Origin of the sequence: Mesorhizobium sp. C399B (assembly GCF_030323185.1) — a bacterium.
Lineage (GTDB): Bacteria > Pseudomonadota > Alphaproteobacteria > Rhizobiales > Rhizobiaceae > Mesorhizobium.
Genome location: NZ_CP100472.1, coordinates 3,934,734 through 3,959,734 on the forward strand (window position 1 = coordinate 3,934,734; position 25,001 = coordinate 3,959,734).

Annotated in this window: 20 protein-coding genes; 14 read left to right on the forward strand and 6 right to left on the reverse strand. The window is 63.8% G+C overall.

What is annotated here, in order from left to right; all coding sequences use genetic code 11:
• Positions 1–4: 4 nt before the first annotated feature.
• A complete protein-coding gene (locus NLY36_RS18900; RefSeq protein ID WP_023685116.1) occupies positions 5–799 on the forward strand; it encodes a class II glutamine amidotransferase in 795 nt (264 codons plus the stop codon).
• 301 nt (positions 800–1,100) lie between these two features.
• Positions 1,101–2,474: an amidase gene (locus NLY36_RS18905; RefSeq protein WP_023736179.1), complete on the forward strand. Its 1,374-nt coding sequence runs from the start codon at positions 1,101–1,103 to the stop codon at positions 2,472–2,474.
• On the opposite strand, the gene NLY36_RS18910 is transcribed toward NLY36_RS18905, so the two are convergent.
• Positions 2,468–3,541, reverse strand: a complete 1,074-nt coding sequence (locus tag NLY36_RS18910) for an NAD(P)/FAD-dependent oxidoreductase (RefSeq protein WP_286461312.1) — start codon at positions 3,539–3,541, stop codon at positions 2,468–2,470. The two genes, NLY36_RS18905 and NLY36_RS18910, sit on opposite strands and share 7 nt — an antisense overlap.
• A 138-nt stretch (positions 3,542–3,679) precedes the next feature.
• Here NLY36_RS18910 and NLY36_RS18915 point away from each other — a divergent pair, with 138 nt between their 5' ends.
• Positions 3,680–5,272, forward strand: coding sequence for a peptide chain release factor 3 (locus NLY36_RS18915; protein ID WP_286461313.1), 1,593 nt, complete (start codon positions 3,680–3,682; stop codon positions 5,270–5,272).
• An 83-nt stretch (positions 5,273–5,355) separates the two neighbouring features.
• Here the strand turns inward: NLY36_RS18915 and NLY36_RS18920 are convergent, their stop codons facing one another.
• Complete coding sequence (locus NLY36_RS18920) at positions 5,356–5,826, reverse strand: VOC family protein (protein WP_023688814.1); 471 nt, start codon at positions 5,824–5,826, stop codon at positions 5,356–5,358.
• A gap of 270 nt (positions 5,827–6,096) precedes the next feature.
• Between NLY36_RS18920 and ilvD the strand changes: the two genes are divergently transcribed.
• Entirely contained in the window at positions 6,097–7,941 is a 1,845-nt protein-coding gene (gene ilvD, locus NLY36_RS18925) for a dihydroxy-acid dehydratase (protein WP_023736178.1), read from the forward strand.
• Positions 7,942–8,008: 67 nt separating this feature from the next.
• Here ilvD and NLY36_RS18930 read toward each other — a convergent pair whose 3' ends face one another.
• Positions 8,009–9,766, reverse strand: coding sequence for an ABC transporter ATP-binding protein (locus NLY36_RS18930; protein ID WP_023698913.1), 1,758 nt, complete (start codon positions 9,764–9,766; stop codon positions 8,009–8,011).
• Positions 9,767–9,941: 175 nt separating this feature from the next.
• Between NLY36_RS18930 and NLY36_RS18935 the strand changes: the two genes are divergently transcribed.
• Both NLY36_RS18935 and NLY36_RS18940 read left to right on the forward strand, forming a co-directional pair.
• Entirely contained in the window at positions 9,942–11,222 is a 1,281-nt protein-coding gene (locus tag NLY36_RS18935) for an amidohydrolase family protein (RefSeq protein WP_023736177.1), read from the forward strand.
• 72 nt (positions 11,223–11,294) lie between these two features.
• Positions 11,295–12,218, forward strand: a complete 924-nt coding sequence (locus NLY36_RS18940) for a DMT family transporter (RefSeq protein ID WP_023692641.1) — start codon at positions 11,295–11,297, stop codon at positions 12,216–12,218.
• A 1-nt stretch (position 12,219) separates the two neighbouring features.
• Here the strand turns inward: NLY36_RS18940 and NLY36_RS18945 are convergent, their stop codons facing one another.
• A complete protein-coding gene (locus tag NLY36_RS18945; RefSeq protein WP_023736176.1) occupies positions 12,220–13,122 on the reverse strand; it encodes a phosphotransferase family protein in 903 nt (300 codons plus the stop codon).
• A 106-nt stretch (positions 13,123–13,228) separates the two neighbouring features.
• Between NLY36_RS18945 and NLY36_RS18950 the strand changes: the two genes are divergently transcribed.
• Positions 13,229–13,861, forward strand: a complete 633-nt coding sequence (locus NLY36_RS18950; protein ID WP_023698917.1) for a class I SAM-dependent DNA methyltransferase — start codon at positions 13,229–13,231, stop codon at positions 13,859–13,861.
• A 12-nt stretch (positions 13,862–13,873) separates the two neighbouring features.
• Here the strand turns inward: NLY36_RS18950 and NLY36_RS18955 are convergent, their stop codons facing one another.
• Positions 13,874–16,327 (reverse strand): GcvT family protein, encoded by a 2,454-nt coding sequence (locus NLY36_RS18955; protein ID WP_023736175.1) that lies wholly within the window; start codon positions 16,325–16,327, stop codon positions 13,874–13,876.
• Positions 16,324–17,208, reverse strand: coding sequence for a phosphotransferase family protein (locus tag NLY36_RS18960; RefSeq protein WP_023736174.1), 885 nt, complete (start codon positions 17,206–17,208; stop codon positions 16,324–16,326). The genes NLY36_RS18955 and NLY36_RS18960 overlap by 4 nt, the downstream gene beginning before the upstream one ends.
• A gap of 420 nt (positions 17,209–17,628) precedes the next feature.
• Between NLY36_RS18960 and NLY36_RS18965 the strand changes: the two genes are divergently transcribed.
• From NLY36_RS18965 to NLY36_RS18995, 7 genes are all read left to right on the forward strand, one after another.
• Positions 17,629–18,393, forward strand: a complete 765-nt coding sequence (locus NLY36_RS18965; RefSeq protein WP_023685103.1) for a DeoR/GlpR family DNA-binding transcription regulator — start codon at positions 17,629–17,631, stop codon at positions 18,391–18,393.
• 406 nt (positions 18,394–18,799) lie between these two features.
• A complete protein-coding gene (locus tag NLY36_RS18970; protein ID WP_023712606.1) occupies positions 18,800–19,411 on the forward strand; it encodes a DedA family protein in 612 nt (203 codons plus the stop codon).
• A gap of 80 nt (positions 19,412–19,491) precedes the next feature.
• On the forward strand, positions 19,492–20,403 hold the full coding sequence (locus NLY36_RS18975; RefSeq protein WP_023673412.1) for a LysR family transcriptional regulator: 912 nt from the start codon (positions 19,492–19,494) through the stop codon (positions 20,401–20,403).
• Between the two features lie 211 nt (positions 20,404–20,614).
• Positions 20,615–21,769 (forward strand): ABC transporter substrate-binding protein, encoded by a 1,155-nt coding sequence (locus NLY36_RS18980; protein WP_023736171.1) that lies wholly within the window; start codon positions 20,615–20,617, stop codon positions 21,767–21,769.
• A gap of 206 nt (positions 21,770–21,975) precedes the next feature.
• A complete protein-coding gene (locus tag NLY36_RS18985) occupies positions 21,976–22,974 on the forward strand; it encodes an ABC transporter ATP-binding protein (protein ID WP_023732490.1) in 999 nt (332 codons plus the stop codon).
• A gap of 220 nt (positions 22,975–23,194) precedes the next feature.
• Positions 23,195–24,160: an ABC transporter permease gene (locus NLY36_RS18990; RefSeq protein WP_023732489.1), complete on the forward strand. Its 966-nt coding sequence runs from the start codon at positions 23,195–23,197 to the stop codon at positions 24,158–24,160.
• On the forward strand, positions 24,150–24,965 hold the full coding sequence (locus NLY36_RS18995; protein ID WP_023673416.1) for an ABC transporter permease: 816 nt from the start codon (positions 24,150–24,152) through the stop codon (positions 24,963–24,965). The genes NLY36_RS18990 and NLY36_RS18995 overlap by 11 nt, the downstream gene beginning before the upstream one ends.
• Positions 24,966–25,001 lie beyond the last annotated feature (36 nt).

Consider the following 25,001-nt stretch of genomic DNA (forward strand, 5'->3'; position numbering starts at 1 on the left):
AGCCATGTGCCGATGGGCGGCCTATCTGGGTGAAGCGGTCTTCCTCGAAGACGTCGTCACCGCACCTTGCCACTCGCTGATCGCCCAGAGCCATTGCGCCCAGGAAGCCAAGTCGCCGACCAATGGCGACGGTTTCGGCCTTGCCTGGTATGGCGACCGGCCCGAGCCCGGCCTCTACCGCGACATCCTGCCGGCCTGGTCGGATCCCAATCTGAAAAGCCTATGCCGGCAGATCAAATCCGGCCTGTTCCTCGCCCATGTCAGGGCGTCGACCGGCGGCGCCACCAGCCGCATGAACTGCCATCCCTTCATCTCCGGCAACTGGTCGTTCATGCACAACGGCCAGATCGGCGGCTTCGAAAAGATCCGCCGCGCGCTGGAGAACTCGCTCTCTGACGCCGTCTTCGACCAGCGCGAGGGCACCACCGATTCCGAATTGTTTTTCCTGCTGATGATCGACGAGGGTCTTGCTGGCGACCCGCAAGGGGCAGTATCGCGCGCCACCGCTCGGGTTCTGGAGGCGTCACGCCACGCCGGTCTCGAACCGGCCTTGAAACTCACTGCGGCCCTTTCGGATGGGCGCGCGCTCTATGCCGTGCGCTACGCAAGCGATGCCCACGCACCGACCCTGTACACGTCGCTCCGCAACGGCGGTCGTTGCATCGTGTCCGAACCCTTCGACCGCGAAGGCGGCGACTGGCAGGCGATCCCGCCGGCGAGTTTTGTCACGATCACTGGCGATGGGATGAGCATTCGGCCGTTCGTGCCGGCTGTGGCAAGGCTGGCACTGGTCGTCTAGGCCCTAGTCTAAGCCGCATTCCTTCGCGCCCCCCTCTGTCCTGCCGGACATCTCCCCCACGAGGGGGGAGATTGGAGGTCACGGCGGCCTTCGCCAATTTTCAACGCAGGAAAAGGGGCGCCGAAGCCAAAGCTGCCAATCTTCCCCCAAAGTGGGGGAGATGTCCGGCAGGACAGAGGGGGGCGCCGTAGAGCGCCAACCTCAACCGACCGGCAAGCGCAATTTTGATCAAGCGCCGATGATCTCCGAATGCTGAACTTGGTTTTAAACCGCGATACGTTTGGCAGCAGCCGGAGCAATCATGGACCTCGCCTTTTCCTCGACCATCGATCTCGCCGCCGCAATCGCGGCGCGAAAGATCTCCGCCGTCGAAGCTCTGGACGCCCATCTGGTCCAAATCGACCGACACAACGAGGCCGTCAACGCCATCGTCAATCTCGACCGCGAAGGCGCCCGTGAGCGCGCTGAAAACGCCGACGTGGCATTGGCGCATGGCGATGCGCTCGGCCCGCTGCATGGCGTGCCCTTCACCCTGAAGGATACGCACGAAACGGCCGACATGGAGACCACGGTCGGTTTCCCGCCTTTCGCCAACCATACGGCAAAATCGGACAGCCCGGTCGTCTCCCGATTGAAAGCCGCAGGCGGCATCCTGATTGGAAAGACCAATGTCGCGACCATGCTGGGCGACTGGCAGTCGGACAATCCGCTGTTCGGTCGCACCAGCAATCCGTGGAACCGCTCGCGCACGTCAGGCGGGTCCAGCGGTGGCGCCGCGGCAGCGGTGGCGACCGGCATGACGCCGTTCGATGTGGGAACCGACATGCAGGATTCGATCCGCCTGCCGTCGGCTTTTTGCGGTGTCTACGGGTTGAAACCGACCGAGCATCGCGTGTCGCTGGCCGGCGCCTTCCCCGATCCGAACGGCGCGGCGCGAAGCGTGCGGTTGATGTCCTGCCTCGGCCCGCTGGCGCGCAGCGTGGACGATCTTGCGCTGATCTACAAAATCATCGCCGGCCCGGACGGAGCAGACACCGACCTCGCGCCGGTGCCCGTAGAGGCCATGCCCAGGCTCGACCTCAAGACATTGCGCATCGCCGTCGCGCCGTCCTTCCCCGGCTTTCCGGTGGCTGGTAAAATCGCTGCCGCGGTCGAAAGCCTGGCCAAGCGCTTGCAATCAGCAGGGGTGATTGTGGAAGAAGCGAACTTGCCTGAGATCGATCTGCATGACGATCTGGAGCAGGGCGGCGATCTGATCGGCATGATGCTGGAGGCAGCGCAGCCCGAACCGCCGGAGCAGCCAACGCCGATCACCAATTGGTTCGAGGCGCTCGCTCGCCGCGACCGCTCGATCCTGGCCTGGGACAGGTTCTTCGAAACCTGCGATGCCTTGCTGTGCCCGGTCGCCATGACCACGGCCTTCGCGCATTGTGAGCCCGGCACGCCGATCGAAGTCGACGGCAAGGAGCAAAGCTATTGGATGCTACCGGCCTATGGCGCGGTCTTCAATTATTCCGGCCATCCGGCACTCTCGCTGCCCTGCGGGCAAGACCGCGACGGCCTGCCTATCGGCCTGCAACTGGTCGGCAAGCGCTGGTCGGAATCGCGGCTGCTCGGCATCGCCAAGGCGATCGAAGCGCTGACCGGCGGCTTCAAGCGTCCGCCGGGCTACTGAGCAAACCGACCCAACCCATAAGGCGTCAGCAGCGGATCACGCTCGCCGTCGAGAATTTCGCGCGTGGCGAACAGCCCGACCGCGGGCGCCAGCGTGATGCCGGAATGCATGACGGCGACATAGAGGCCGTCGGCGCCCTCGGCGCGGCCGATGATCGGAAAGCCGTCGATCGGCGTCGGCCGGTAGCCAACCGTGTGGAAATCGAATTCCAGTTCGTCGGCGCCGCGCAAAGCCGCCTTCATTGCTGCAAACAGCTCGCGCGCCGTGGCGTCGGGATTCTCACCGGGATCGCTCCCCGCGAAATCCGAGCCGGCGATGATGCGGCCCTCCGCCGTCTGGCGCATATGCAGCTTTTCGGCATGCACCAGCCCGTTGAGGAGCTTCTTGTAGGGCTGCGAGTGGACGATCAGACCGGGCGGCGTCTCGATCGGCAGCTTGATGCCGACGGTAGCGGCAATATCGGGCGCCCCGACACCGGCTGCGATCACCACCTCTTCGGCTGGCATCAGCCCATGCGATGTATCGACACCGGCAATCCTGCCATCGGTCTGGACAAGTGCGGTTACAGAACTGGAGAGAACGCGCGCACCTTGCCGTTCTGCGTCGGCCAGCAGCGCCTTGGCCGCTGCGACCGGTTCGGCCACGCCTTCTTCCGCGACATAGACAGCGAATTCCGGCGGCTCGACGAGATTGGGCTCGATTTGCGCTGCGCGCCCGGCGTCGACGCGTTCGATGCCGTAACCCCAGGAAGCGTGCTCAGCCGCGTAGGCTTCGAGCCTGTCGGCCGGCAGATCCCAGCACAGCCCGCCGCACCAGGCGAGCGGCAGGCCGGGCAGCTCGTTTGCCAGCCGCTTCCATTCGGCCATCGCACGGATGCGCAGCCGGAAATAGATTTCGGGATTGCCCCAGCTGGCGTTGATCCAGGCAAAGGAGTTTGGCGTGGCGACGCCGCCGGCACCACTATCGGAAATCACAGTCACCCGCGCCCCGGCCTTGGTCAGGTGCCAGGCGATGGACGCCCCGATAATGCCGGCGCCGATGACGATGACTTCTTTAGCGCTGCTCATACCGGACCTCTCAGAATGGGCTCCTCTGATGCCACCGTAACGATTCAAGCTCAAGTGTGGTCGGCCTGCCGGCCCGAAACTGTCGACAGGCTGGCAATGCGCTGCTAGAAGCCCGCGCCACAGACAGGATTCCAGAAATTGGCTGAAGACATCGAACAGGCGGTATCGCGCCGCCGCACTTTCGCGATCATCGCCCACCCAGACGCCGGCAAGACGACGCTCACCGAAAAGCTGCTGCTGTTCGGCGGCGCCATCCAGCTTGCGGGCGAGGTCAAGGCCAAGAAGGACCGCATCCAGACGCGGTCCGACTGGATGAAGATCGAGCGCGAGCGCGGCATTTCGGTCGTCACCTCGGTGATGACCTTCGAATACGAGGACAATGTCTTCAACCTGCTCGATACGCCCGGCCACGAGGATTTTGCCGACGACACCTACCGCACGCTGTCGGCGGTGGACTCGGCCGTCATGGTCATCGACGCCGCCAAGGGCATCGAGCCGCGCACGCTGAAGCTGTTCGAGGTCTGCCGGCTGCGCGATATCCCCATCATCACCTTCATCAACAAGATGGACCGCGAAAGCCGCGACCCCTTCGAGATTTTGGACGAGATCGAGCAGAAGCTGGCGCTGGACACTGCCCCCATCACCTGGCCGATCGGCCGCGGCAAGACTTTTGCCGGCACCTACCACCTGGCGCTCAACGCTGTGCGCAGGGGCGATGCCGAGAAAGAGCGCACGCCGGTCAACGGCCCCGACTCCAACCGCGTCGCCGGCCTGCTGCCGGAAAACGAGCGCGAGGCCTTCATCGAGGAGCTGGAGCTCGCGCGCGAAGCTTGCCGCCCGCTCGACATCGACGCCTTCCGCGAAGGCCATCTGACACCGGTCTATTTCGGCTCGGCGCTGCGCAATTACGGCGTGCGCGACCTGATCGAGGCGCTCGGCGCCTTCGGCCCGCCGCCGCGTGCGCAGGACGCAGACACCCGCAAGGTCGAGGCGACGGAGGAGAAGATGACGTCCTTCGTGTTCAAGATCCAGGCCAATATGGACCCCAACCATCGCGACCGCATCGCCTTCGTGCGCGTCTGTTCGGGCAAGCTCGAGCGCGGCATGAAGGCCAAGCTGGTGCGCACCGGCAAGCCGATGAGCCTGTCGGCGCCGCAGTTCTTCTTTGCCCGCACCCGCGTCACCGCCGACGAAGCGTTTGCCGGCGATGTCGTCGGCATTCCCAACCACGGCACGCTGCGTATCGGCGATACGCTGACCGAAGGCGAGGAGATACTGTTCCGCGGCGTACCCAACTTCGCGCCGGAAATCCTGCGCCGTGTGCGCCTCGGCGACGCGATGAAGGCGAAAAAACTCAAGGAAGCGCTGCACCAGATGGCCGAGGAAGGCGTCGTGCAGCTGTTTTCGCCGGAAGACGGCTCGCCGGCCATCGTCGGCGTCGTCGGCGCGTTGCAGCTCGACGTTTTGAAGGAGCGGCTGAATTTCGAATACACGCTGCCGGTCGAATTCGAAATGTCGCGCTTCTCGGTCTGCCGCTGGATCTCGGCCGACGACAAGGGCGAGACGCTTCGCTTCATCGAAGCGCATCGCGGCGACATCGCCCGCGACCTCGACAACGACCCTGTGTTTCTGGCCCAGCACGCCTTCTCGCTGAACTACGAAGCCGAACGCTGGAAGGCGATCCGCTTCGCAACCGTCAAAGACTACCAGGTCCGCGACAAGGCGGCGTAAGGCGCCATCTTGCCTTCTCCCCGTTCACTGGGAGAAGGTGCCCGAAGCGCGGATGAGGGGCAGCGAGGCGTTGAGGGCTTCACTCAGCCTTTGGCAGCTTCCTCGATCTTGGCGATATCGATCTTGCTCATCTGCATCATCGCCGACATCACCCGCCCGGCCTTGGCCCGGTCCGGATCCAGAAGCAGGCGCGGCAGTTGCTCCGGCACGACTTGCCAGGAGACGCCGAACTTGTCCTTCAGCCAGCTGCATTGCGACGGTTCGCCGCCGCCTTCGATGAGCTTGTCCCAGAAATAATCGACCTCTTCCTGGGTCTTGCAGTCGATCGACTGTGACATCGCCTCGTTGAACTTGAATTGCGGTCCGCCGTTGAGTGCCTGGAACTGCACGCCGTCGAGTTCGAACGTGGTCACCAGCGCCTTGCCGGCATCGGCTTGGCCTTCGGGCCAACGCAGCACGCTCAGCACCTTCGAATTCTTGAAGATGGAGACGTAGAAATTCATCGCCTCTTCGGCCTGGCCATCGAACCACAGGCAGGTGGTGATCTTTTGCATGTCATGCTCCTCGGGTGTTTGGTTGCGGTTACAGGTGAAGCTGCTGACTTATAGAAATGGTGCCATTCCCTTGCCGTCGTCCAAGGACGGATGCCGGGCTAGCGATCCGACACTGGCCGGCAATCTTTTTCGAAACCCTGATTTTCAGCGAGACTCTGGCGCATTGCAAAAAAGTGGCCAGACCATACTTGCCGGTCTATAAACCCTGCGATCCAAGTTCCGCGCCGCCACGCTCCGCACCGGGCGCAGCCAGCCAGCCAAGGAAAATTCATGCCTGCCTATCGCTCCCGCACCACCACCCACGGCCGCAACATGGCCGGCGCCCGCGGCCTGTGGCGCGCCACCGGCATGAAGGATTCGGATTTCGGCAAGCCGATCATCGCGGTGGTCAATTCCTTCACCCAGTTCGTGCCGGGTCATGTCCATCTGAAAGACCTTGGCCAGCTGGTGGCGCGCGAGATCGAGAAGGCCGGCGGCGTCGCCAAGGAATTCAACACCATCGCCGTCGATGACGGCATCGCCATGGGCCATGACGGCATGCTCTATTCGCTGCCGTCGCGCGAGCTGATCGCGGACTCGGTCGAATATATGGTCAACGCGCATTGCGCCGATGCCATGGTCTGCATCTCCAATTGCGACAAGATCACGCCCGGCATGCTGATGGCCTCCTTGCGCCTCAATATCCCAAGCGTCTTCGTCTCCGGGGGGCCGATGGAAGCCGGCAAGGTGGTGCTCGCCGGCAAGACACAAGCGCTCGACCTGGTCGACGCCATGGTTGCCGCCGCCGACGACAAGATCTCCGACGAGGACGTCAAGGTCATCGAACGCTCGGCCTGCCCGACCTGCGGCTCGTGCTCCGGCATGTTCACCGCCAATTCGATGAATTGCCTGACCGAGGCGCTCGGCCTGTCGCTACCCGGCAACGGCTCGACCCTGGCAACCCACGCCGACCGCAAGCGGCTGTTCGTCGAGGCCGGCCATCTCATCGTCGATCTCGCCCAGCGCTACTACGAGCAGGATGATGAGTCGGCACTGCCGCGCAGCATCGCCTCCAAAGGCGCCTTCGAGAACGCCATGACGCTCGATATCGCCATGGGCGGCTCGACCAACACCGTGCTGCATATCCTGGCCGCCGCCCATGAGGGCGAGGTCGATTTCACCATGGAAGACATCGACCGGCTGTCACGCCGCGTTCCGGTGCTGTGCAAGGTCGCACCGGCCAAGTCCGACGTGCATATGGAAGATGTCCATCGTGCCGGCGGCATCATGGCGATCCTCGGCCAGCTCGACAATGCCGGGCTGCTCAACCGCAACCTGCCGACGGTGCATACGGCAAGCCTCGGCGAAGCGCTCGACCATTGGGACATTTCCCGCACCTCAAGCCAGAGCGTCCGCGACTTCTTTCTCGCCGCTCCGGGTGGCGTGCCGACACAGGTCGCCTTCAGCCAGGACCGCCGCTGGGACGAGCTCGACCTCGACCGCGAGAAGGGCGTCATCCGCTCAGCCGAGACGCCGTTCTCGAAAGACGGCGGTCTTGCCGTGCTGAAAGGCAATCTGGCGCTCGACGGCTGCATCGTGAAGACGGCCGGCGTTGACGAGTCGATCCTGAAGTTCACCGGCCCGGCCCGCGTGTTCGAAAGCCAGGACGCTTCCGTCAAAGCGATCCTGTCCAACGTAATTAAGGCCGGCGATGTCGTCGTCATCCGCTATGAAGGGCCGCGTGGCGGCCCCGGCATGCAGGAAATGCTCTACCCCACGAGCTATCTGAAGTCGAAAGGCCTCGGCAAAGCCTGCGCGCTGGTCACCGACGGCCGCTTCTCCGGCGGCACATCAGGCCTGTCGATCGGCCATGCCTCGCCCGAAGCAGCGGAAGGCGGCACGATCGGACTGGTGCAGGAAGGCGATACGATCGAGATCGACATCCCCAACCGCACGATCCGGCTTGCTGTCAGCGACGCTGAACTCGACGCGCGCCGCGCGGCCATGGAGGCAAAGGGCGCCATGGCCTGGAAGCCCGAGGAAAAGCGCAAGCGCAAGGTGACGACCGCGCTGCGCGCTTACGCCGCCTTCGCCACCAGCGCCGACAAGGGCGCGGTGCGGCACGTACCGGAGTGAGGGGTGCGGCGCCGACCCCCACCCCGCTGCTGCGCAGCGACCCTCCCCACAAGGGGGAGGGTAAAGCTCACGGCATCAGCTGATATTCGTAAAGCTTCTGATACAGCCCGCCCTGGTTGAGCAGCGTGCGATGCGCGCCGCTTTCCACCACCTTGCCGGCCTCCAGCACCACGATCGTGTCGGCCTGGTGCACGGTCGACAGGCGGTGGGCAATGACGATGGTGGTGCGCCCGACCGTCAGCTGCTGCAGCGCGTCGCGGAAAAGCGCCTCGGATTCGGCGTCGAGCGCGCTGGTCGCCTCGTCGAGCAGCAGGATTTCGGCATTGCGCAGCATGGCGCGCGCGATCGAGATGCGCTGGCGCTGGCCGCCTGACAGCAGCGCGCCATTCTCGCCGACATCCGTGTCGTACCCTTTCGCCTGGGCGCTGATGAAGTCATGTGCATTGGCGGCCCTTGCGGCGGCCATTACTTCCTCGTCCGTGGCGCCCTCGCGCCCGAGCCTGATGTTGTGCATGATCGTGCCGGCAAACAGGAACGTGTCCTGGCTGACATAGGCGATCTTTTCCCTGACCGAGGTGAGCGTGGCACAAGAAATGTCCTGCCCGTCGAACATCACCCTGCCGACCTGCGGGTCGTACATGCGCATGATCAGGTTGAGGATGGTCGACTTGCCGCTGCCCGAGGGTCCGACCAGCGCCGTCATCTTGCCTGCGGCAAGCGTCAGGTCCAGTCCCTCGAACACCGGCGCGCTTTCGGGGTAGGCGAAGCTGACATTGTCGAAATGGATCTCGCCCGGCCCGGCCCGCAGCGGCTTTGCATCCGGCTTTTCGGCCAGCGTCAGCGGCCGGTCGGCGAGCTGGAACATCATGCGCACGCCGACAATGCCGGTTTCAAGCGAGATGCGTACGCGGGCCAGGCGCTTGGCCGGCTCATAGGCCAACAGCAGCGCCGCGATGAACGCCATGATGTTGCCCGGCATCTGACCGCCGCCGCCCAGAACCAGGAAGCCGCTGACAAAAACGGCGCCAGCGATGGCCAGCCCCGCAAGTGTTTCCATCACCGGGCTGGTGGCGGCCTCCAGCGTGGCGATGTTGTTGGCGCGGCTCTCCACGTCCGACACGGCCTTGTACATGCGCTTGCGCATGGCGCCTTCGAGGCCGAAGGATTTGACGACGCGCACGCCGATCGCCGTTTCCTGCATCACCTGCACGATCTGGCCGAGCGAACGGAATTCTTGCGAGGCAATTTTTCGGACGCGCTTCAGGATACGATTGACGCCGTAAATGGCGATCGGCCCGATCACCAGACAGATCAGGGACAGCGCCGGCTGCTGCCAGACCATCACACCCACCAGCGCAGCCAGCGTCACCAGGTCGCGAACATAGGACGTGACGATTTGGTCGAGCACGCTGCGCGCGGCCTGGGCATTGTTCGTCATGCGCGAAATCAGTTCGGACGAAGAGGTCGAATGATAGAATTCGATGCCTTGCGCAAGAATGCTGTCATAGATCTTGCGCTGCCGGTCGGCGATGATGGCATTGCCGACCCTGCTCATGAAGTAGGCCTGGATGAAGTTTGCGAAGCCCTTGAGAATGAAAATCGCTCCGGTCGCCGCCGCGATCAGATTGACCTGCCCAATCCGCTTGTAAACCACGAATTCATTGGTGATTTCGCGCAGCATATAGGCGCTGGCTGCTGTCGTTGCCGCCACCACCAGCATCGACAGAATGGCCGCAGCGTAGCCAAATCTATGCGCGTGAAAGGATTCCCGCAAAAGCCTTGCGATAAGGCGCTGGTTTTCCGTCGAACGGAAGAAGCGAAACAAATGGCCGATCCCATGCCTGACTGACGAATTTCGGATTCGCCACCAGGGCGAAAGGCGGCTTATAGAGCGAGTTGTGGCCGGATGGAACCTTTCGCTGTCGCGGAGACAATCGGCTGCGGCACGGTGTCTTTTGCGCCACGATTGCGGCGATTGATCTGCGGGGAGATGACGACAGATGGATTTCGACCTTGTTGTGCGCGGCGGAACGCTGCCCGACGGCACCGTCGCCGACCTCGGCATCATCGGCGAGACGATCGTCGCCATCGAGCCCGAACTGCATGTCAGCGCCGGCACGTCGATCGACGCCCGTGGCAATCTGATCTCGCCGCCCTTCGTCGATCCGCATTTCCATATGGATGCCACGCTGTCCTACGGCATTCCACGCATCAACGCTTCGGGTACGCTGCTGGAGGGCATTTCGCTATGGGGCGAGCTGAAGCCGCTCCTGACGCATGACGCGGTTCGCGAGCGGGCGCTCGCCTATTGCGACTGGGCGGTCTCGATGGGCCTGCTCGCCATCCGTACCCATGTCGATGTCTGCGATGACAGGTTGCTCGCGGTCGAGGCGCTGCTCGACGTCAAGAAGATTGTCGCGCCCTATATCGACCTGCAATTGGTCGCCTTCCCGCAGGACGGGTTTTATCGCTCGCCGACGGCGCGCCACAACACCATCCGCGCGCTCGACATGGGCGTCGACATCGTCGGCGGCATCCCGCATTTCGAACGCACCATGGCCGACGGCACGCGCTCGGTGACCGAATTGTGCGAAATCGCGTCGAAGCGCGGGCTGATGGTCGACCTGCATTGCGACGAGACCGACGATCCGCTGTCGCGCCACATCGAGCAGCTTGCCTATGAGACGCAGCGCCTTGGCCTGCAGGGCAAGGTAGCCGGCTCGCATCTGACTTCAATGCACTCGATGGACAATTACTACGTCTCCAAGCTGCTGCCGCTGATTGCCGAGGCCGGTGTGTCGGCGATCCCCAATCCGCTGATCAACATCATGCTGCAGGGCCGCCACGACACGTTTCCCAAACGCCGCGGAATGACCCGGGTGAAGGAGATGCTGGCGCTCGGCATCCGCGTCGGTTGGGGCCAGGATTGCGTTCTCGACCCCTGGTATTCGCTGGGCACCGCCGACATGCTCGACGTCGCCTTCATGGGGCTTCACGTCGCTCAGATGTCGAGCCCTGCCGACATGGCACGCTGCTTCGACATGGTCACCAATGTCAACGCCGCCATCATGGGCCTCGATCATCTCGGCCTTGCCGTGGGCAAGCGCGCCAGCTTCGTCATCCTCGATGCAGGCAACCCGATCGAGGCCTTGAGGCTGCGTGCCGAACGGCTGTGCGTCGTCGCCAGGGGCAAGGTGGTGGCCGAGCGCACGAAACAGGAGACACGGCTGTCGATCGCCGGCCGTCCCGGACAGGTGAACCGGCGGCACAAAACTGCGTAGAAACAGCCGATTTCCGCCGCTGGTCTTACCGATTTGCCTCGTCAAAGCGACCGCTTGCAGCTAGGGAGCCGCATGGCCCAGTCGCTCGTCCGCACCTTCACTATCAGGAACGCGCTTCTGGCCGGCATCCTCTTGATGCTGGCCGGCGACTTCATGTTCGCGCTGAACGACGCGATGGGCAAATGGCTGGTCGCCAGCTTCTCTGTCGGCCAGGTGGTGCTGATCCGATCCATCGGCGCCTTCATCGTGCTCGGCCCGATGATCGCCAACCAGGGCGCCCGCAGACTGTTCCGGATGGAGCGGCCGGTCCTCCAGATTCTGCGCGTGCTGGCGACCACGGCGGACACGGCGCTGTTCTATGCCGCCGTCGTCTATCTTCCGCTTGCCGACGTGATGAGCTTCTACATGGCCGGGCCGATCTATGTAGCGGCGCTGTCGCATTTCCTGCTCGGCGAAAAGGTCGGCTGGCGCCGCTGGGCCGCCATCATGGTCGGCTTCTGCGGCGTGCTGATCATCTTGAAGCCGTCTTCGGCGGCGTTCTCGCAGTCCTCGCTGTTCGCACTGGTCGGCAGCATTGCCTTCGCCTTCGCCATCATCCTCAGCCGCCGCCTGCGCGGCACCAGCGACACAACGCTGGTCACCTGGCAGACTATCGGCACGCTGCTCGTCGGCGGCGTGATGACCATAGGCGCCTGGCAGACGCCCTCGGCACTCGATTTCGGCGCCATGCTCCTGCTCGGCATCGTCTCCTGCAGCGCGCATCTGATGATTACCAGGGCGCTGAAACTGGCCCCTGCCTCGACGCTGGCGCCGCTGCACTACAGCCTGCTTCTATGGGCGGTGATCTTCGGCCTGGCCTTCTTCGGCGACCTGCCGGGACCGCGCATCCTGATCGGCTCGGCCATCGTCGTGCTCGCCGGCCTGTTCATCTTCCACCGCCAGAAGGTGGTCGAAACAGTCGTGCCGCCGGAGAACGTGCCGAAAGGCGTGAATTGACCTAACCTTGGCGCACCGCCGCCAGATGCCGTAAAAACTCAGGCGTTTCCATCAGCGCCTTGCAACGGGCGAAGCGGCCGTCGGCATAGGCGCGGAAGTCCTCGACCGGGTTGTTGTTGGCAAGCTGGATCAGCCCCCACAGCGTCCACAACAGGTCGCACATCGCCTTGTAGATAACGACGCGGCCGCGCTCGGCCGGTTTCGCCTCGCCGCCGAAATAGGCGCGCATCATCTCTTCCTCCTGCGCGGTGTGGAACCGGCCTTCGACCGAGAGGTCGCCGAGGTCCCAGAGCGGATCGTTCATCCCCGAATATTCCCAGTCGACGATCCACATCCGCTCGCCCGTATCGAGAAAATTCTCGCACAGCGGATCGCAATGGCAGGCCGCAAGCGGCAGTCTATGCGCGGCAAGGGACGCACGCACGGTGTCGGATTCGCGCACCACGTCGTGGTAGCCCGGCGGCAAGGCGACTTCCTTGGTCGATAAGACCTTGAGATAGTCGTCGATCATCGCAAACAGCTCGAAGCGGAACGGAAATACCGCACCGGACGTGTGCAGCTTGCGGAAGGCTTCTCCGGCGCGGGCCGGGCTGCCGGCGCGCAGCTTGAACTTTTCCGGCGACATCGTCACGGCGCCGGCAACGAAGCGGCTCGCCAGCACGCCTGTCGCGGGGTCGACATGCAGCACTTCGGGGCTGACGCCCGCTTTGGCCGCCTCACGCGCCGCCACCGCTTCATTGGCGCGGTTGATATACTCCTCGGTGCCTTTGCCGGGGATACGCAGGCAGATATCGCCGGCCCGAAAGACGAGATTGGTCATCCCGCCCAGCCGCTCCAGCGGTCCGTCGTAGCCCGCCAATGCCGGAATTGCCGCAAGTGTTGCGCGTGCCTCGTCCGTCCCCATGCCTGTTGCCCTTGGCCGTGTATTTCTTGCGACAACGGTTCCACAGTTTTCGCCGTTTGGCTATCATCCGATCGAGGGTGAGCAGCGAACTGGCGGAGAAACAGCCATGGCGAGCAACAAGGATCATGGCGGGCTTGGCGCCGCCTATGCGGCGCAACGGCCCGAGGACGTCGCCGCGATCTATGACAGTTGGTCGGAAACCTACGATGCCGACATGTCGGCCGCCGGCTACCGCCATCCGACGATCTGCCTGGCCCTGCTCGCACGGCATCTGCCGCGCGGCGCCGCACCGCTTCTCGACGCCGGCGCCGGCACCGGGCTGATCGGCGAGTGGCTGGCCATCACCGGCTATCCCCAGGTCGAAGCGCTCGATATTTCGCAAGGCATGCTGTCTAAAGCGGCGGCAAAGGGCGTCTATTCGGCGCTGCATTGCCTGGCGCTCGGCGGGCCACTGCCCTTTGCCGACAATGCCTATGCCGGCATCGTCTCGGCCGGCGTTTTCACCTCCGGCCATGTCGGCGCCGAGGGGCTGGACGAACTGATCCGCGTCTGCCGTCCCGGTGGCGTCATCGTGCTGACCATCAAGAACACGCTGTGGAACGCCGGCTTTGCCGATCGCATCGCTGCGCTCGCGGCTGAGGTCAGGGTCGTTCGTGCCGAGGAGACTGCGCCTTATGTTTCGATGCCGGGCGAGGCTGACACCGTGCCCAGCCGCGGCCTTGTGCTGCGCGTGAGCTGAGTCTGGCGCAGCCTATGCCTTGATCCTGCTCATCGAAGGATCGTACATCGGTTCGAGATGGATCTTCGCCGGCGTCCGTTCCATCGCCACCACCAGCTCATAGTCGCCTGAGCTGAGAAAATCGTCGCTGACGCCATCGGCGTTGCGGACATAGCCATAGCCGATGTTCTTAGCCAGCGTGTAGCCATATCCGCCGCTGGTGAGATAGCCGACCGGTTCGCCATTGCGCAAAATCGTCTCGCGCCCGACCAGCACGATATCGGGATCGTCGACCGTGAAGCCGGCAAAGCGTTTCTTCAGGTCGGCGCCGCTGATCTTTTCGAGCGCCCGCCGGCCGACGAAATCGGTGTTCTTCCTCAGCTTCACCGCCCAGCCGAGGCCGGCCTCCTGAGGCGTGTCGTTGGGGGTGATGTCGGAGCCCCAGGCGCGGTAGCCTTTCTCCAGCCGAAGTGATTCCAGCGCCCGGTAGCCGATCGGCCGGATGCCGTGCGGCTTGCCTGCCGCCATCAGCGTGTCGAAAATCTCGCCGGTGGCGGCGATCGGCACATGCAATTCCCAACCAAGCTCGCCGACATAGGTGACGCGCAGCGCCCGAACCGTATGGCCGGCAGTCGTGATCTCGCGGATATGGCCGAACGGGAAGGCGGCGTTCGAGACATCGGCATCGGTCACGGCAGCCAGAACGTCGCGGGCCCGCGGTCCCATCAGTGACAGCGTGCCGAAATCCTCAGTGACATCTTTCAGCGTCACGTCGAGACCCTTGCCGACATGGTCGCCGATCCAGGAGAGATCATGCGTGCGGAAGCCGGTGCCGGTCACGATGTAGAATTTGTCTTCGGCGAGCCTGGCCACCGTCAAATCGGCCTCGATGCCGCCGCGCGTGTTGAGAAGCTGCGTGTAGGTCAGCCGTCCCACCGGCTTGGCGACATCGTTGGCGCAGATCCAGTCCAGCGCCTTAGCCGCATCCGAACCCGTCATTTCGTATTTGGCGAAGGACGACTGGTCGAAGATGCCGACTTTCTCGCGCACATGGCGGTGCTCCTCGCCGACCGGGCCAAACCAGTTCTGCCGGCCCATGGAATAAATGTCTTCGGGTCTGGCGCCCTTCGGCGCGAACCAGTTCGGCCGTTCCCAGCCGAGCTTGGAGCCGAACACCGCGCGGTGCGCTTTCAGCCGCTCATAGAGCGGCGAGACGATGCGCGGCCGACCCGAGGCGTACTCCTCATGTGGAAAGCCGATCGTGTAATGCTTGCCATAGGCTTCCAGCGTGCGATCGCTGACCCATTGCCGATCGCGATGCAGGCCGGAAAAGCGCCTGATGTCGACCACCCAGAGGTCGAGCGGCGCTTCACCGTCGACCACCCATTGCGCCAGCACCCAGCCGGCCCCGCCGCCGGAAGCGATGCCGAAGGCGTTGAAGCCGGCGCCGACGAACATGTTGGCGCATTCGGGCGCGACACCGAGGATGAAATTGCCGTCCGGCGTAAAACTCTCCGGCCCGTTGATCATCTGCTTGACGCCGACCGTCTCCAGCGCCGGCACGCGCGCGATCGCCTGGCTCATATGCTGTTCGAAATGATCGTAGTCGTCGTCGAACAGGCGGAACTCCCAGTCATCGGGGACATCGCCGCCGAGCAGGCCGGTCGCCCAGGCCTGCGGGTTCGGCTCATAGCCGCCCATCACCAGCCCGCCGACCTCTTCCTTGAAATAGGTGCGGCGGTCGGGATCGCGGATTGTCGGCGCGTCGGTCGCCAGCCCGTCGATCTTCTCGGTGATGATGTACTGGTGCTTGACCGGTTGCAGCGGCACGCAAATGCCGGCCATCGCGCCGACCTGGCGTGACCATTGCCCGGCGCAGTTCACCACCTTGTCGCAAGCAATGTCGCCCTTGTTGGTCTTCACCGCGGTGATGTGCCCGTCCATCATGTCAAATCCGGTGACGCGGACATCCTCGAACAGCTTCGCGCCATGCATGCGCGCGCCCTTGGCCAGCGACTGCGTGATGTCGGAGGGGCTGGCCTGCCCATCGGTCGGCAGCCAGGAGGCGCCGACGAGGTCGCTGGTCTCCAGCAGCGGCCACACCTTTTTGACCTCCCCTGGCGACAGCAACTGCATGTCCATGCCGAAGCTCCTGGCCGTCGTCGCCAGCCGTTTATATTCGGTCCAGCGGTCGGCATTGGTCGCAAGCCTGAGGCACCCGGTCATCTTCCAGCCGGTAGCGAGCCCGGTTTCGGCTTCCAGTCCCTTGTAGAGCTCGACCGAATATTTGAGCACGCGGGTGATCGAGGCCGACGAGCGCAACTGGCCGACCAGCCCGGCCGCATGCCAGGTCGAGCCCGAGGTCAGCTTGCCCTGTTCCAGCAGCACGACATCGGCCTTGTGGTCGCGCGCCAGGTGATAGGCCGTCGAACAGCCGATAATGCCGCCGCCGATGACGACGATGCCGGCATGTGTAGGCAATGTCATGACTGTGTCCCGTACTTCGTGCGGTAATTGTCCAGCGCCGCGTCGAGCCGCGTCAGGTTCTCCGCGGTGTAGGCGACGTAGTCGATGCCGGGCGCGTCGAGGTAAAGTTCGGAAACCATGCTCCACATCGCCTCGCGCAGCAGCGAGGCGCATTGCATGGCCGCGTGCGAGCGGCGGATCGCCTCATCCGGCTCGCGCATGAAATACGCCGTGAGGAAAGTGAAGGACTCCGCGTCGCTCATCTCGGCGTTGGAGGCAACGCCGGCAAGATCGAACATCGCGGTGTTGAAACCGGCATATTCGAAATCGATGAGCCACAACCTGTCGCCATCGTCGAGGATATTTGCCGGCAAAAGATCATTGTGGCCGAACACGATCGGCAGCAGCTTCTGCGCCCGCTCCAGTTCGTCGGCCAGCGCCAGCAGCCTGGGCAGCTCGTCCCGCTTGCGGCTGCCGCCTTCGCTCAGCGTTCGCGCATAGTCGCGGATGACATGGAAGACCCAGAACATGAAGCCGGCGCCGGAGATGTGATTGGGCATCTCGCGATGGAACCCGCGCATAAGGGCTGCGACGCGGCCGATATTGGCGCGCACATCCTCGGCGACAAAGGTTTTCGCGCCGAGGAATTCCGTGACCATAATGCCGGGTTCGGAATGGCGGACCGCCGGCGCGAAGCCTGCGGCGTGCGCCGCGCGGGCCGTCATCACCTCGCGGTCGCGAAAGACGTGGTGAAATGGATAGTCCTGGCCGAAGCGCACGACATGCCGCCCGGCTGCGTCCTTGACCAGATAATTGGCGTTGCTGAGGCCGCCCGGCAGCGGCGCAATGTCGATGTTGCCGTTCCAGCAGGGCAAGGCCCGGATGCGGTCTTCAGCAGTCACGGGACCATCCCTGACTTTTGCGGAGCTTTCTTGGGCGCCATGCGCCGCGCAACGAGCGTTGGGAAACGCAAAAATCTCGTCGGTGCGGGACGCAGGAACTCCTATCCCGCGCCGCACCGACGAGCCCCTCTGGCCAGGTTTTGATACCCGGTCTCCGCCCCCGCGGATTTGAGAAACTTTTGTGCCAGTTCAAACCCAGACGGTCTGGCCAGACGGTCCGGTCCGTGAATTGCGGCTCTGCCATCACCCTCCCGTGGCAGTTCCGAAGCTGTCACGCCGTCAATGTCACGCCAGTGCTACCTAACTGTCAATGAAATGTTGTGACTTTTTTTGGGTGTTTTGCCCGAAACCACGAGCAATTCCTTTAAAAACGGCGGCATTGCCCTAAAACCGGGCAGGCCGCAAAATTCAGGAAGCCAGATGATCCATTCGAAACGGCATGGCGAAATCCTCCGCCTCCTCAAGGAAGAGGGCACCGTCACCATTGCCAGCCTCGCCGACCGGCTGGGGGTTTCGCTTGAAACGGTGCGCCGGGATGTCAAGCCACTGACCGGCAATGGCTCGGTGCTCAAGATGCATGGCGCCATCGGCCTGCCGTCGATGGCCGGCGAAGCGCCCTTCGAGCGGCGCATGCGCGACAATGCCGAGGCCAAGCGGCTGATCGCCCGCATGGTCGCTGCCACCATTCGCGACGGTGAATCGGTCATGCTGGACACCGGCACCACGACCTCGTTCCTGGCCCGCGAACTGCTCGGCCACCGGCGGCTGACGGTCGTCACCAACTCGTCCGATATCGCCCGCACGCTGGCCACCGTCAACGGCAACAAGGTCTATATGGCCGGCGGCGAATTGCGCAGCGATTCCGGAGCCGCCTTCGGCGCCTCGGCGATCGATTTCGTCAGCCGCTTCTCGGTCAGCCATGCGGTGATTTCGATCGGCGCCGTCGATGCCGCCGCAGGCCTTGCCGACTACGATCTGGAAGAGGCGGAGTTCGCCCGCATGGTGCTGTCGCGCGGCCAGCGCTCGCTGGTCATCACCGACCACACCAAGTTCGGTCGCCAGGGTCTAGTCCAGGTCTGCGGCTTCGACGGTTTTTCCGAACTCGCCACCGACCAGCCGCCGCCGCGCGACATTGCCTCGGCACTTGCCGAGGCTGGAGCGCGCCTCAGCATCGCTGCCGCCTAGCCAAATACCAGCGGCTGGTGCGCCGCAATCCCGGCCATGCCGCCACCCGAGCCGCGAAGGCGATGTTGTGCATCATGCGCGCCGCGTCGCCGGCCGCAGAAGATGTCATTGTGGGGGAAGAATTTCTTTTTCACACATCCCGCTCTTCGCAATGTCCATGCAACTTGGCAGCTGCAAACAGCGCCTCGTCGAAATGCGGGCCGGGCGAATCGCCCGCATCAGCAATGAGGCCACCATGCTGCAAACGATGCCTTGTCTTTCCTCATGGCCTGGACGCTTGCGCGCTCCGACCTGGAAGCCGACCCGGCTTGGCCGGACATTCCGCAACTTTCCGCCGGCGACGGTGTATGACGGTGTATAAGGTGTCCAGGATCAAGAACCTCAAAACCTATGACTGGCGCTTCGCATGACTGATCCACTGTCGGCGATCCTGGGCTTCGGCCTGCTCGGCGTCGCCTGCCTCGCCTTCACAGAAAAGATCCTGCCGCTGCCGCCCTCGCATGTGCTGCTGCTGTTCCTCGGCATGACGGCAGCCCCCGATCTCCCGGCGCTGGCGATCCTGCTTCTGGTAACGACGCTGTCCGCCATCACAGGCTGCCTTGTCTGGTATAGTTTGGGTCGTCGGATTGGCTTGGATCGTGCCGACAGGCTGGTCCAGCGTTTCGGCAAATATGTCTGCTTGCGCTATGCGACCTACAGCAAGCTTGGTCAGGCCTATCGCCGCCATCATGTCCGGGTCTCCTTGCTGGCGCAGTTCATCCCGACGGTTCGCAACTATCTGCCGATCGCGGCCGGCGCGCTCCGTCTTCCACTCTTGCCCTTCGCGGCGGCGACGCTGCTCGGCGCCACGCTATGGAACACCGGCTTCCTCGTCACCGGCTACCTTATGCGCGGCAGCGGCCGGGATTCCTATGCCATCGGCTTTCGCATCATCGTCATCGTCATGGCGCTGGAGACGGCGTTCATGCTCGCGCTGCGCTACGGTTCAGCCTGCCGGCGGCGCCTCGGGTTCGGCTGACCAGGAGGCGCCTCAAGCCGTATGGGTATAAGCTCCGCCTTCGGCTTTCCTTCCCCGGCGCGCCGGTGTTTAGTCCGGCCATGGCTTTCACCATCCGCCAGCTGCAGTTCTTCATTGCCGTCGCCGAGCAAGGCACGGTGTCGGGCGCCGCACAAAACCTCTCCATCTCGCAATCCTCGGTCACCGAGGCGATCAAGGAGCTGGAGAGCGATCTCGGCGTCGAATTGTTCGAGCGCCATCCGCGTGGCCTCAACATTACCCACAAAGGCCACCAGTTCCTGCGCCATGCGACCAAGATCCTGGCCGACGTCTCCGACGCGCGCCGCGCTTTTTCCGACGACCAGGTGGTGGCCGGCGGGCGGCTGCAGCTCGGCGTCACCTCGCTGGTCGCGGGCTATGTGCTGTCCGATCTGCTGGCGCGCTACCGCCGCGCCTATCCCGGCGTCGATGTCTCGGCCATCGAGGACAATGGCGACTATCTCGAACATCTGCTGATCGGCGGCAAGCTCGACATTGCCGTCATGGTCACCTCCAATTTGCGCGACCGCACCGCGCTGCAGTCGGAAATCCTCGAGGTCTCGGCCTACCGGCTGTGGGTCCCGCTCGGCCACAAGCTGGCCAGCGCCGACATTATCGGCATAGGCGACATTGCCGGCGAGCCGCTGATCATGCTGACCGTCGACGAGATCGAGGAGAACACCGGCAAGCTTCTGGCGGCGATCGGCGCCAGGCCGCATGTCGCCTTTCGCACCCGCTCGGTCGAAGCCGTTCGCAGCCTCGTCGCCACAGGTGCGGGCGTGGCGTTGCTGCCCGACCTAGTCTACCGGCCGTGGTCGCTGGAAGGCGACCGCATCGAATCGCGCGACATTTCGGGTTCCCTGCCGGTCGTCCAGGTCGGCATGGTCTGGCGCCGCGGCTCCGGTCTGCCGCAGGCGTCGCGCGACTTCATCGGCCTTGCCCAGTCGCAGCGTATGGTACGCCAGCAGCGTTGATAGGGTGCGTGGTTATCTATCGGAAAAACCGATATCGCGTTTCTGATAAATGAATTTGCGAAACCGGAATTTTCCGAGCACTTTTCATGTCAGGGACGAAAGCCGCCATCAGAGCGGCAACGTGCCATCGGATGAACTGACGCTTTTCAGCCTGCGGCTGACCGCGGCGGCGACTCGCTTCGCAGTCAGGCGCCAAAATGGGAGATTGACGATGAATTCATTCCTGAAGACGTGCACCGCCTTGACGGTCGCGCTGACCTTTTCCGGTCAGGCCGTCGCCCAGGTCAAGGAACTTGGCAAGGGCGAAGGGGAGGTCAGCATCGTTGCCTGGCCGGGGTACATCGAGCGCGGCGAAACCGACAAGGGCTATGACTGGGTGACCTCCTTCGAGAAGGAGAGCGGCTGCAAGGTCAACGTCAAGACCGCGAACACCTCCGACGAGATGGTCTCGCTGATGAATGAGGGTGGGTTCGATCTAGTCACCGCTTCGGGTGACGCATCGCTGCGCCTCGTTGCCGGCAAGCGCGTGCAGCCGATCAACACCGATCTCATCCCGAGCTGGAAGGCGGTAGACGACCGTCTGAAGGATGCGCCCTGGTTCACCGTCGACAAGGTGCATTACGGCGTTCCCTATCAGTGGGGCCCGAACATCCTGATGTACCACACCGATGTCTTCAAGGAAGCGCCCAAGAGCTGGAACGTCGTCTTCGAGGAAATGAACCTGCCGGACGGCAAGTCCAACAAGGGCCGCGTCCAGGCCTATGACGGCCCGATCCACATCGCCGACGCCGCCAACTATTTGATGTTCCACAAGCCGGAACTCGGCATCAAGGATCCCTACGAACTGAACGAGGACCAGTACAAGGCCGCACTCGAACTGCTGCGTGTTCAGCGGACGCTGGTCGGTCGCTACTGGCATGACGCCGCCATCCAGGTCGACGATTTCCAGAACGAAGGCGTCGTCGCCTCCGGCTCATGGCCCTACCAGGTCAACACGCTGGTCGCCGCCAAGAAGCCGGTCGCCTCGACCGTGCCGGAAGAAGGCGTCACCGGCTGGGCCGACACCACCATGATGGAGGCCGACGCCGCGCACCCGAACTGCGCCTATATGTGGCTCGAGCATTCGCTGTCGCCCAAGGTCCAGGGCGACGTCTCGGCCTGGTTCGGCTCGCTCCCGGTCGTGCCCGCTGCTTGCAAGGGCAACGAGCTGCTCGGCGAGGAAGGCTGCAAGACCAACGGCTACGAGAACTTCGACAAGATCAAGTTCTGGAAGACGCCGGTCTCCAAGTGCGCAACCCAGAACGACCAGTGCGTGCCTTACTACCGCTGGGTGTCCGACTATATCGGCGTCATCGGCGGGCGTTGAGCTCCCTTAACCCTCCCCCTTGTGGGGAGGGTCGACGCGCAGCGTCGGGGTGGGGGCAACGCTGACGTCCGGTGCTAGTCACCCCACCCGCGGCTTCGCCGCGACCTCCCCCATCGAGGGGGAGGTGAAGTGCCGTGCCCGCTGGCCTGATTGGTGGCGGCAAGAGCTATTTCGACGAACACAAACCGGCAACAGACGGACAGCCCATGACATCGGCCGTTTCCTTCCAGAAAGTCTCTCGCCATTTCGGCAGCGTGCGCGCCGTCGATGCGGTCGATCTCGATATCGTGCCGGGCGAGTTCTTCGCCATGCTCGGTCCGTCGGGGTCCGGCAAGACGACCTGCCTGCGCCTCATCGCCGGCTTCGAGCAGCCGACCTCGGGCTCGATCTCGATCTTCGGCGACCGCGCCGAGGGCGTGCCGCCCTATCGCCGCAACGTCAACACGGTGTTCCAGGACTACGCGCTGTTCCCGCATTTGAACGTGCTGGACAATGTCGCCTACGGGCTGATGGTCAAGGGCATCGCCAAGCCGCAGCGGCAGAAGGCGGCGGAAGAGGCATTGTCACTGGTGCGGCTTCCCGGCTATGGCGCCCGCCGTCCCGGCCAGCTCTCCGGCGGCCAGCGCCAGCGCGTGGCGCTGGCCCGTGCGCTGGTCAACCAGCCCAAGGTGCTTCTGCTCGACGAGCCGCTCGGCGCGCTCGATCTCAAACTGCGCGAGAACATGCAGGAAGAGCTGAAGTCGCTGCAGAAGGCGCTCGGCATCACCTTCGTCTTCGTCACCCACGACCAGGGCGAAGCGCTGTCGATGGCCGACCGCGTCGCCGTCTTCAATGACGGCAAGATCATGCAGATCGGCACGCCGGAAGACATCTACCAGCGGCCGAAGACCCGCTTCGTCGCCGATTTCGTCGGCTCCTCCAACGTACTGCCGCCGGACTTCGTCCAGCGCTATTCCGGCCAGCACCGCTGGGGCAGCCTGCGTCCCGAATCCATCCGCATCGGCCGCGCCGCCAAAGGCGAGGGCGTTGCCGCGCGCCTGGTCGGAACCAACTATCTCGGCGCTACGACCAAGCTGGCGCTCGACGCCGACGGGTTGAGGCTGCACGCCATCGTGCCGGCCGGGACAAAGCTGCCGGCGGAAGGCGAAGCGGTGGTGCTGACGTTCAACCGCGAGCATTTGCATTTGATGGACGAGCCGGCATGATTGAGGTTTGCGCCAAGCACCCCCCTCTGTCCTGCCGGACATCTCCCCCTCAAGCGGGGAGATTGGCTGTTCCTCCCGGTTTCGCCAATCTTCAACGTTGGGGATTTGGCGAGACAGCGAAACTGCTGATCTCCCCCCTTGAGGGGGAGATGTCCGGCAGGACAGAGGGGGGTGTGAAGGAACGCGGCTTCTCAGGGTTCCTTCAGCACGCGGTCGCCCCATGACCATCGCCGCGCTCAACTCAACCTCCGCCCCCGCCATCCTGCCCGGCAGCGGTGGCATGCGCGGCGCACTGTCGGACCTTTTCTGGCGCAAGCCGCAACTGCTGCTGTTCCTCATGCTGGCGCCGCCGGTGCTGTGGTTGGGCGTCGTCTATATCGGTTCGCTGTTCGCGCTCTTGGCGCAGAGCTTTTTCTCGATCGACGAGTTCTCCGGCCTCATCAACCACGAATTCACGCTGAAGACCTATGGCGACCTGTTCCAGCCCGCCAATCTCGACATCATCCTGCGCACGGTGACGATGGCGGTGCTGGTCACGCTGGCCTCGGCCGTCATCGCCTTCCCGATCGCCTATTATGCGGCGCGCTATGCCCGCGGCCGCTGGAAGGCGCTGTTCTATCTCGGAATCATGCTGCCGCTATGGTCGAGTTACCTCGTCAAGATCTACGCCTGGAAGCTGATCCTCGCCAAGGAAGGCATTTTGACCTGGCTGCTCGCCAAATTGCATCTGCTCTGGGTGCTCGATGGCTGGCTGTCGCTGCCGGTCGTCGGCGGCAACTCTTTGTCGGTCTCCGCCACCGGCACCTTCATCGCTTTCGTCTATGTCTGGCTGCCGTTCATGATCCTGCCGGTGCAGGCGGCATTGGAGCGCGTGCCCGGCAATCTGGTCGAGGCGTCCTCCGATCTCGGCGCATCGCCGGGCCAGACCTTCCGCAACGTGCTGTTCCCGCTGGCGCTGCCCGGCATCGTCGCCGGCTCGATCTTCACCTTCTCGCTGACGCTGGGCGACTACATCATCCCACAGATCATCGGCACATCGCGGCTGTTCATCGGGCAGGCCGTCTATTCGCAGCAAGGCACAGCCGGCAACATCCCGCTCGCCGCAGCCTTCACCGTCGTGCCCATCGTCATCATGGGTTTCTATCTCTGGGGCGCCAAGCGCATGGGGGCCTTCGATGCGCTCTGACGGTTCGCAATCCGCTCCGCTCGGCCTCAAGATCGCTGCCGCCTGCGGCCTGCTGTTCCTGCATCTGCCGATCTTGTTGATCTTCGTCTACGCCTTCACCACGGAAGAGAAGAGCTTCGTCTGGCCGCCGCCGGGGCTGACCACACAATGGTTCGCCGTCACCTGGAACCGGCCGGATGTCTGGCAGGCGCTGTCGCTTTCGGTCCGTGTCGCCGCCATCTCGACCGCGATTGCCTTGATACTGGGCACGCTGTGCGCCGCCGCCGTGTCACGGACGAAATTCTTCGGCCGCGAGACGATCTCGCTGCTCGTCATCCTGCCGATCGCGCTGCCCGGCATCATCACCGGCATCGCGTTGCGCTCGGCCTTCTCGCTAGCCGACATCCCGTTCTCGTTCTGGACGATCGTGCTCGGCCACGCCACCTTCTGCGTTGTCGTCGTCTACAACAATGCGGTCGCCCGTTTCCGCCGCACTTCCGGCTCAATGATCGAGGCCTCGATGGATCTCGGCGCCGACGGCTTCCAGACCTTCCGGCACGTCGTGCTGCCCAACATCGCCACCGCTCTGCTTGCCGGGGGGATGCTCGCCTTCGCGCTCTCCTTCGACGAGGTCATCGTCACCACCTTCACCGCCGGCCAGCAGCAGACCGTGCCGATCTGGATGCTGGAAGAGCTGATCCGCCCACGCCAGCGTCCGGTCACCAATGTCGTCGCCATGGTCGTGGTGCTGGTGACGCTGCTGCCCATCCTTGCCGCCTATTACCTGACCCGCGACGGCGACCAGATCGCCGGTTCGGGCAAATGAAGAACAGCGAATAGGGAGTAGCGAATAGCGAATAGG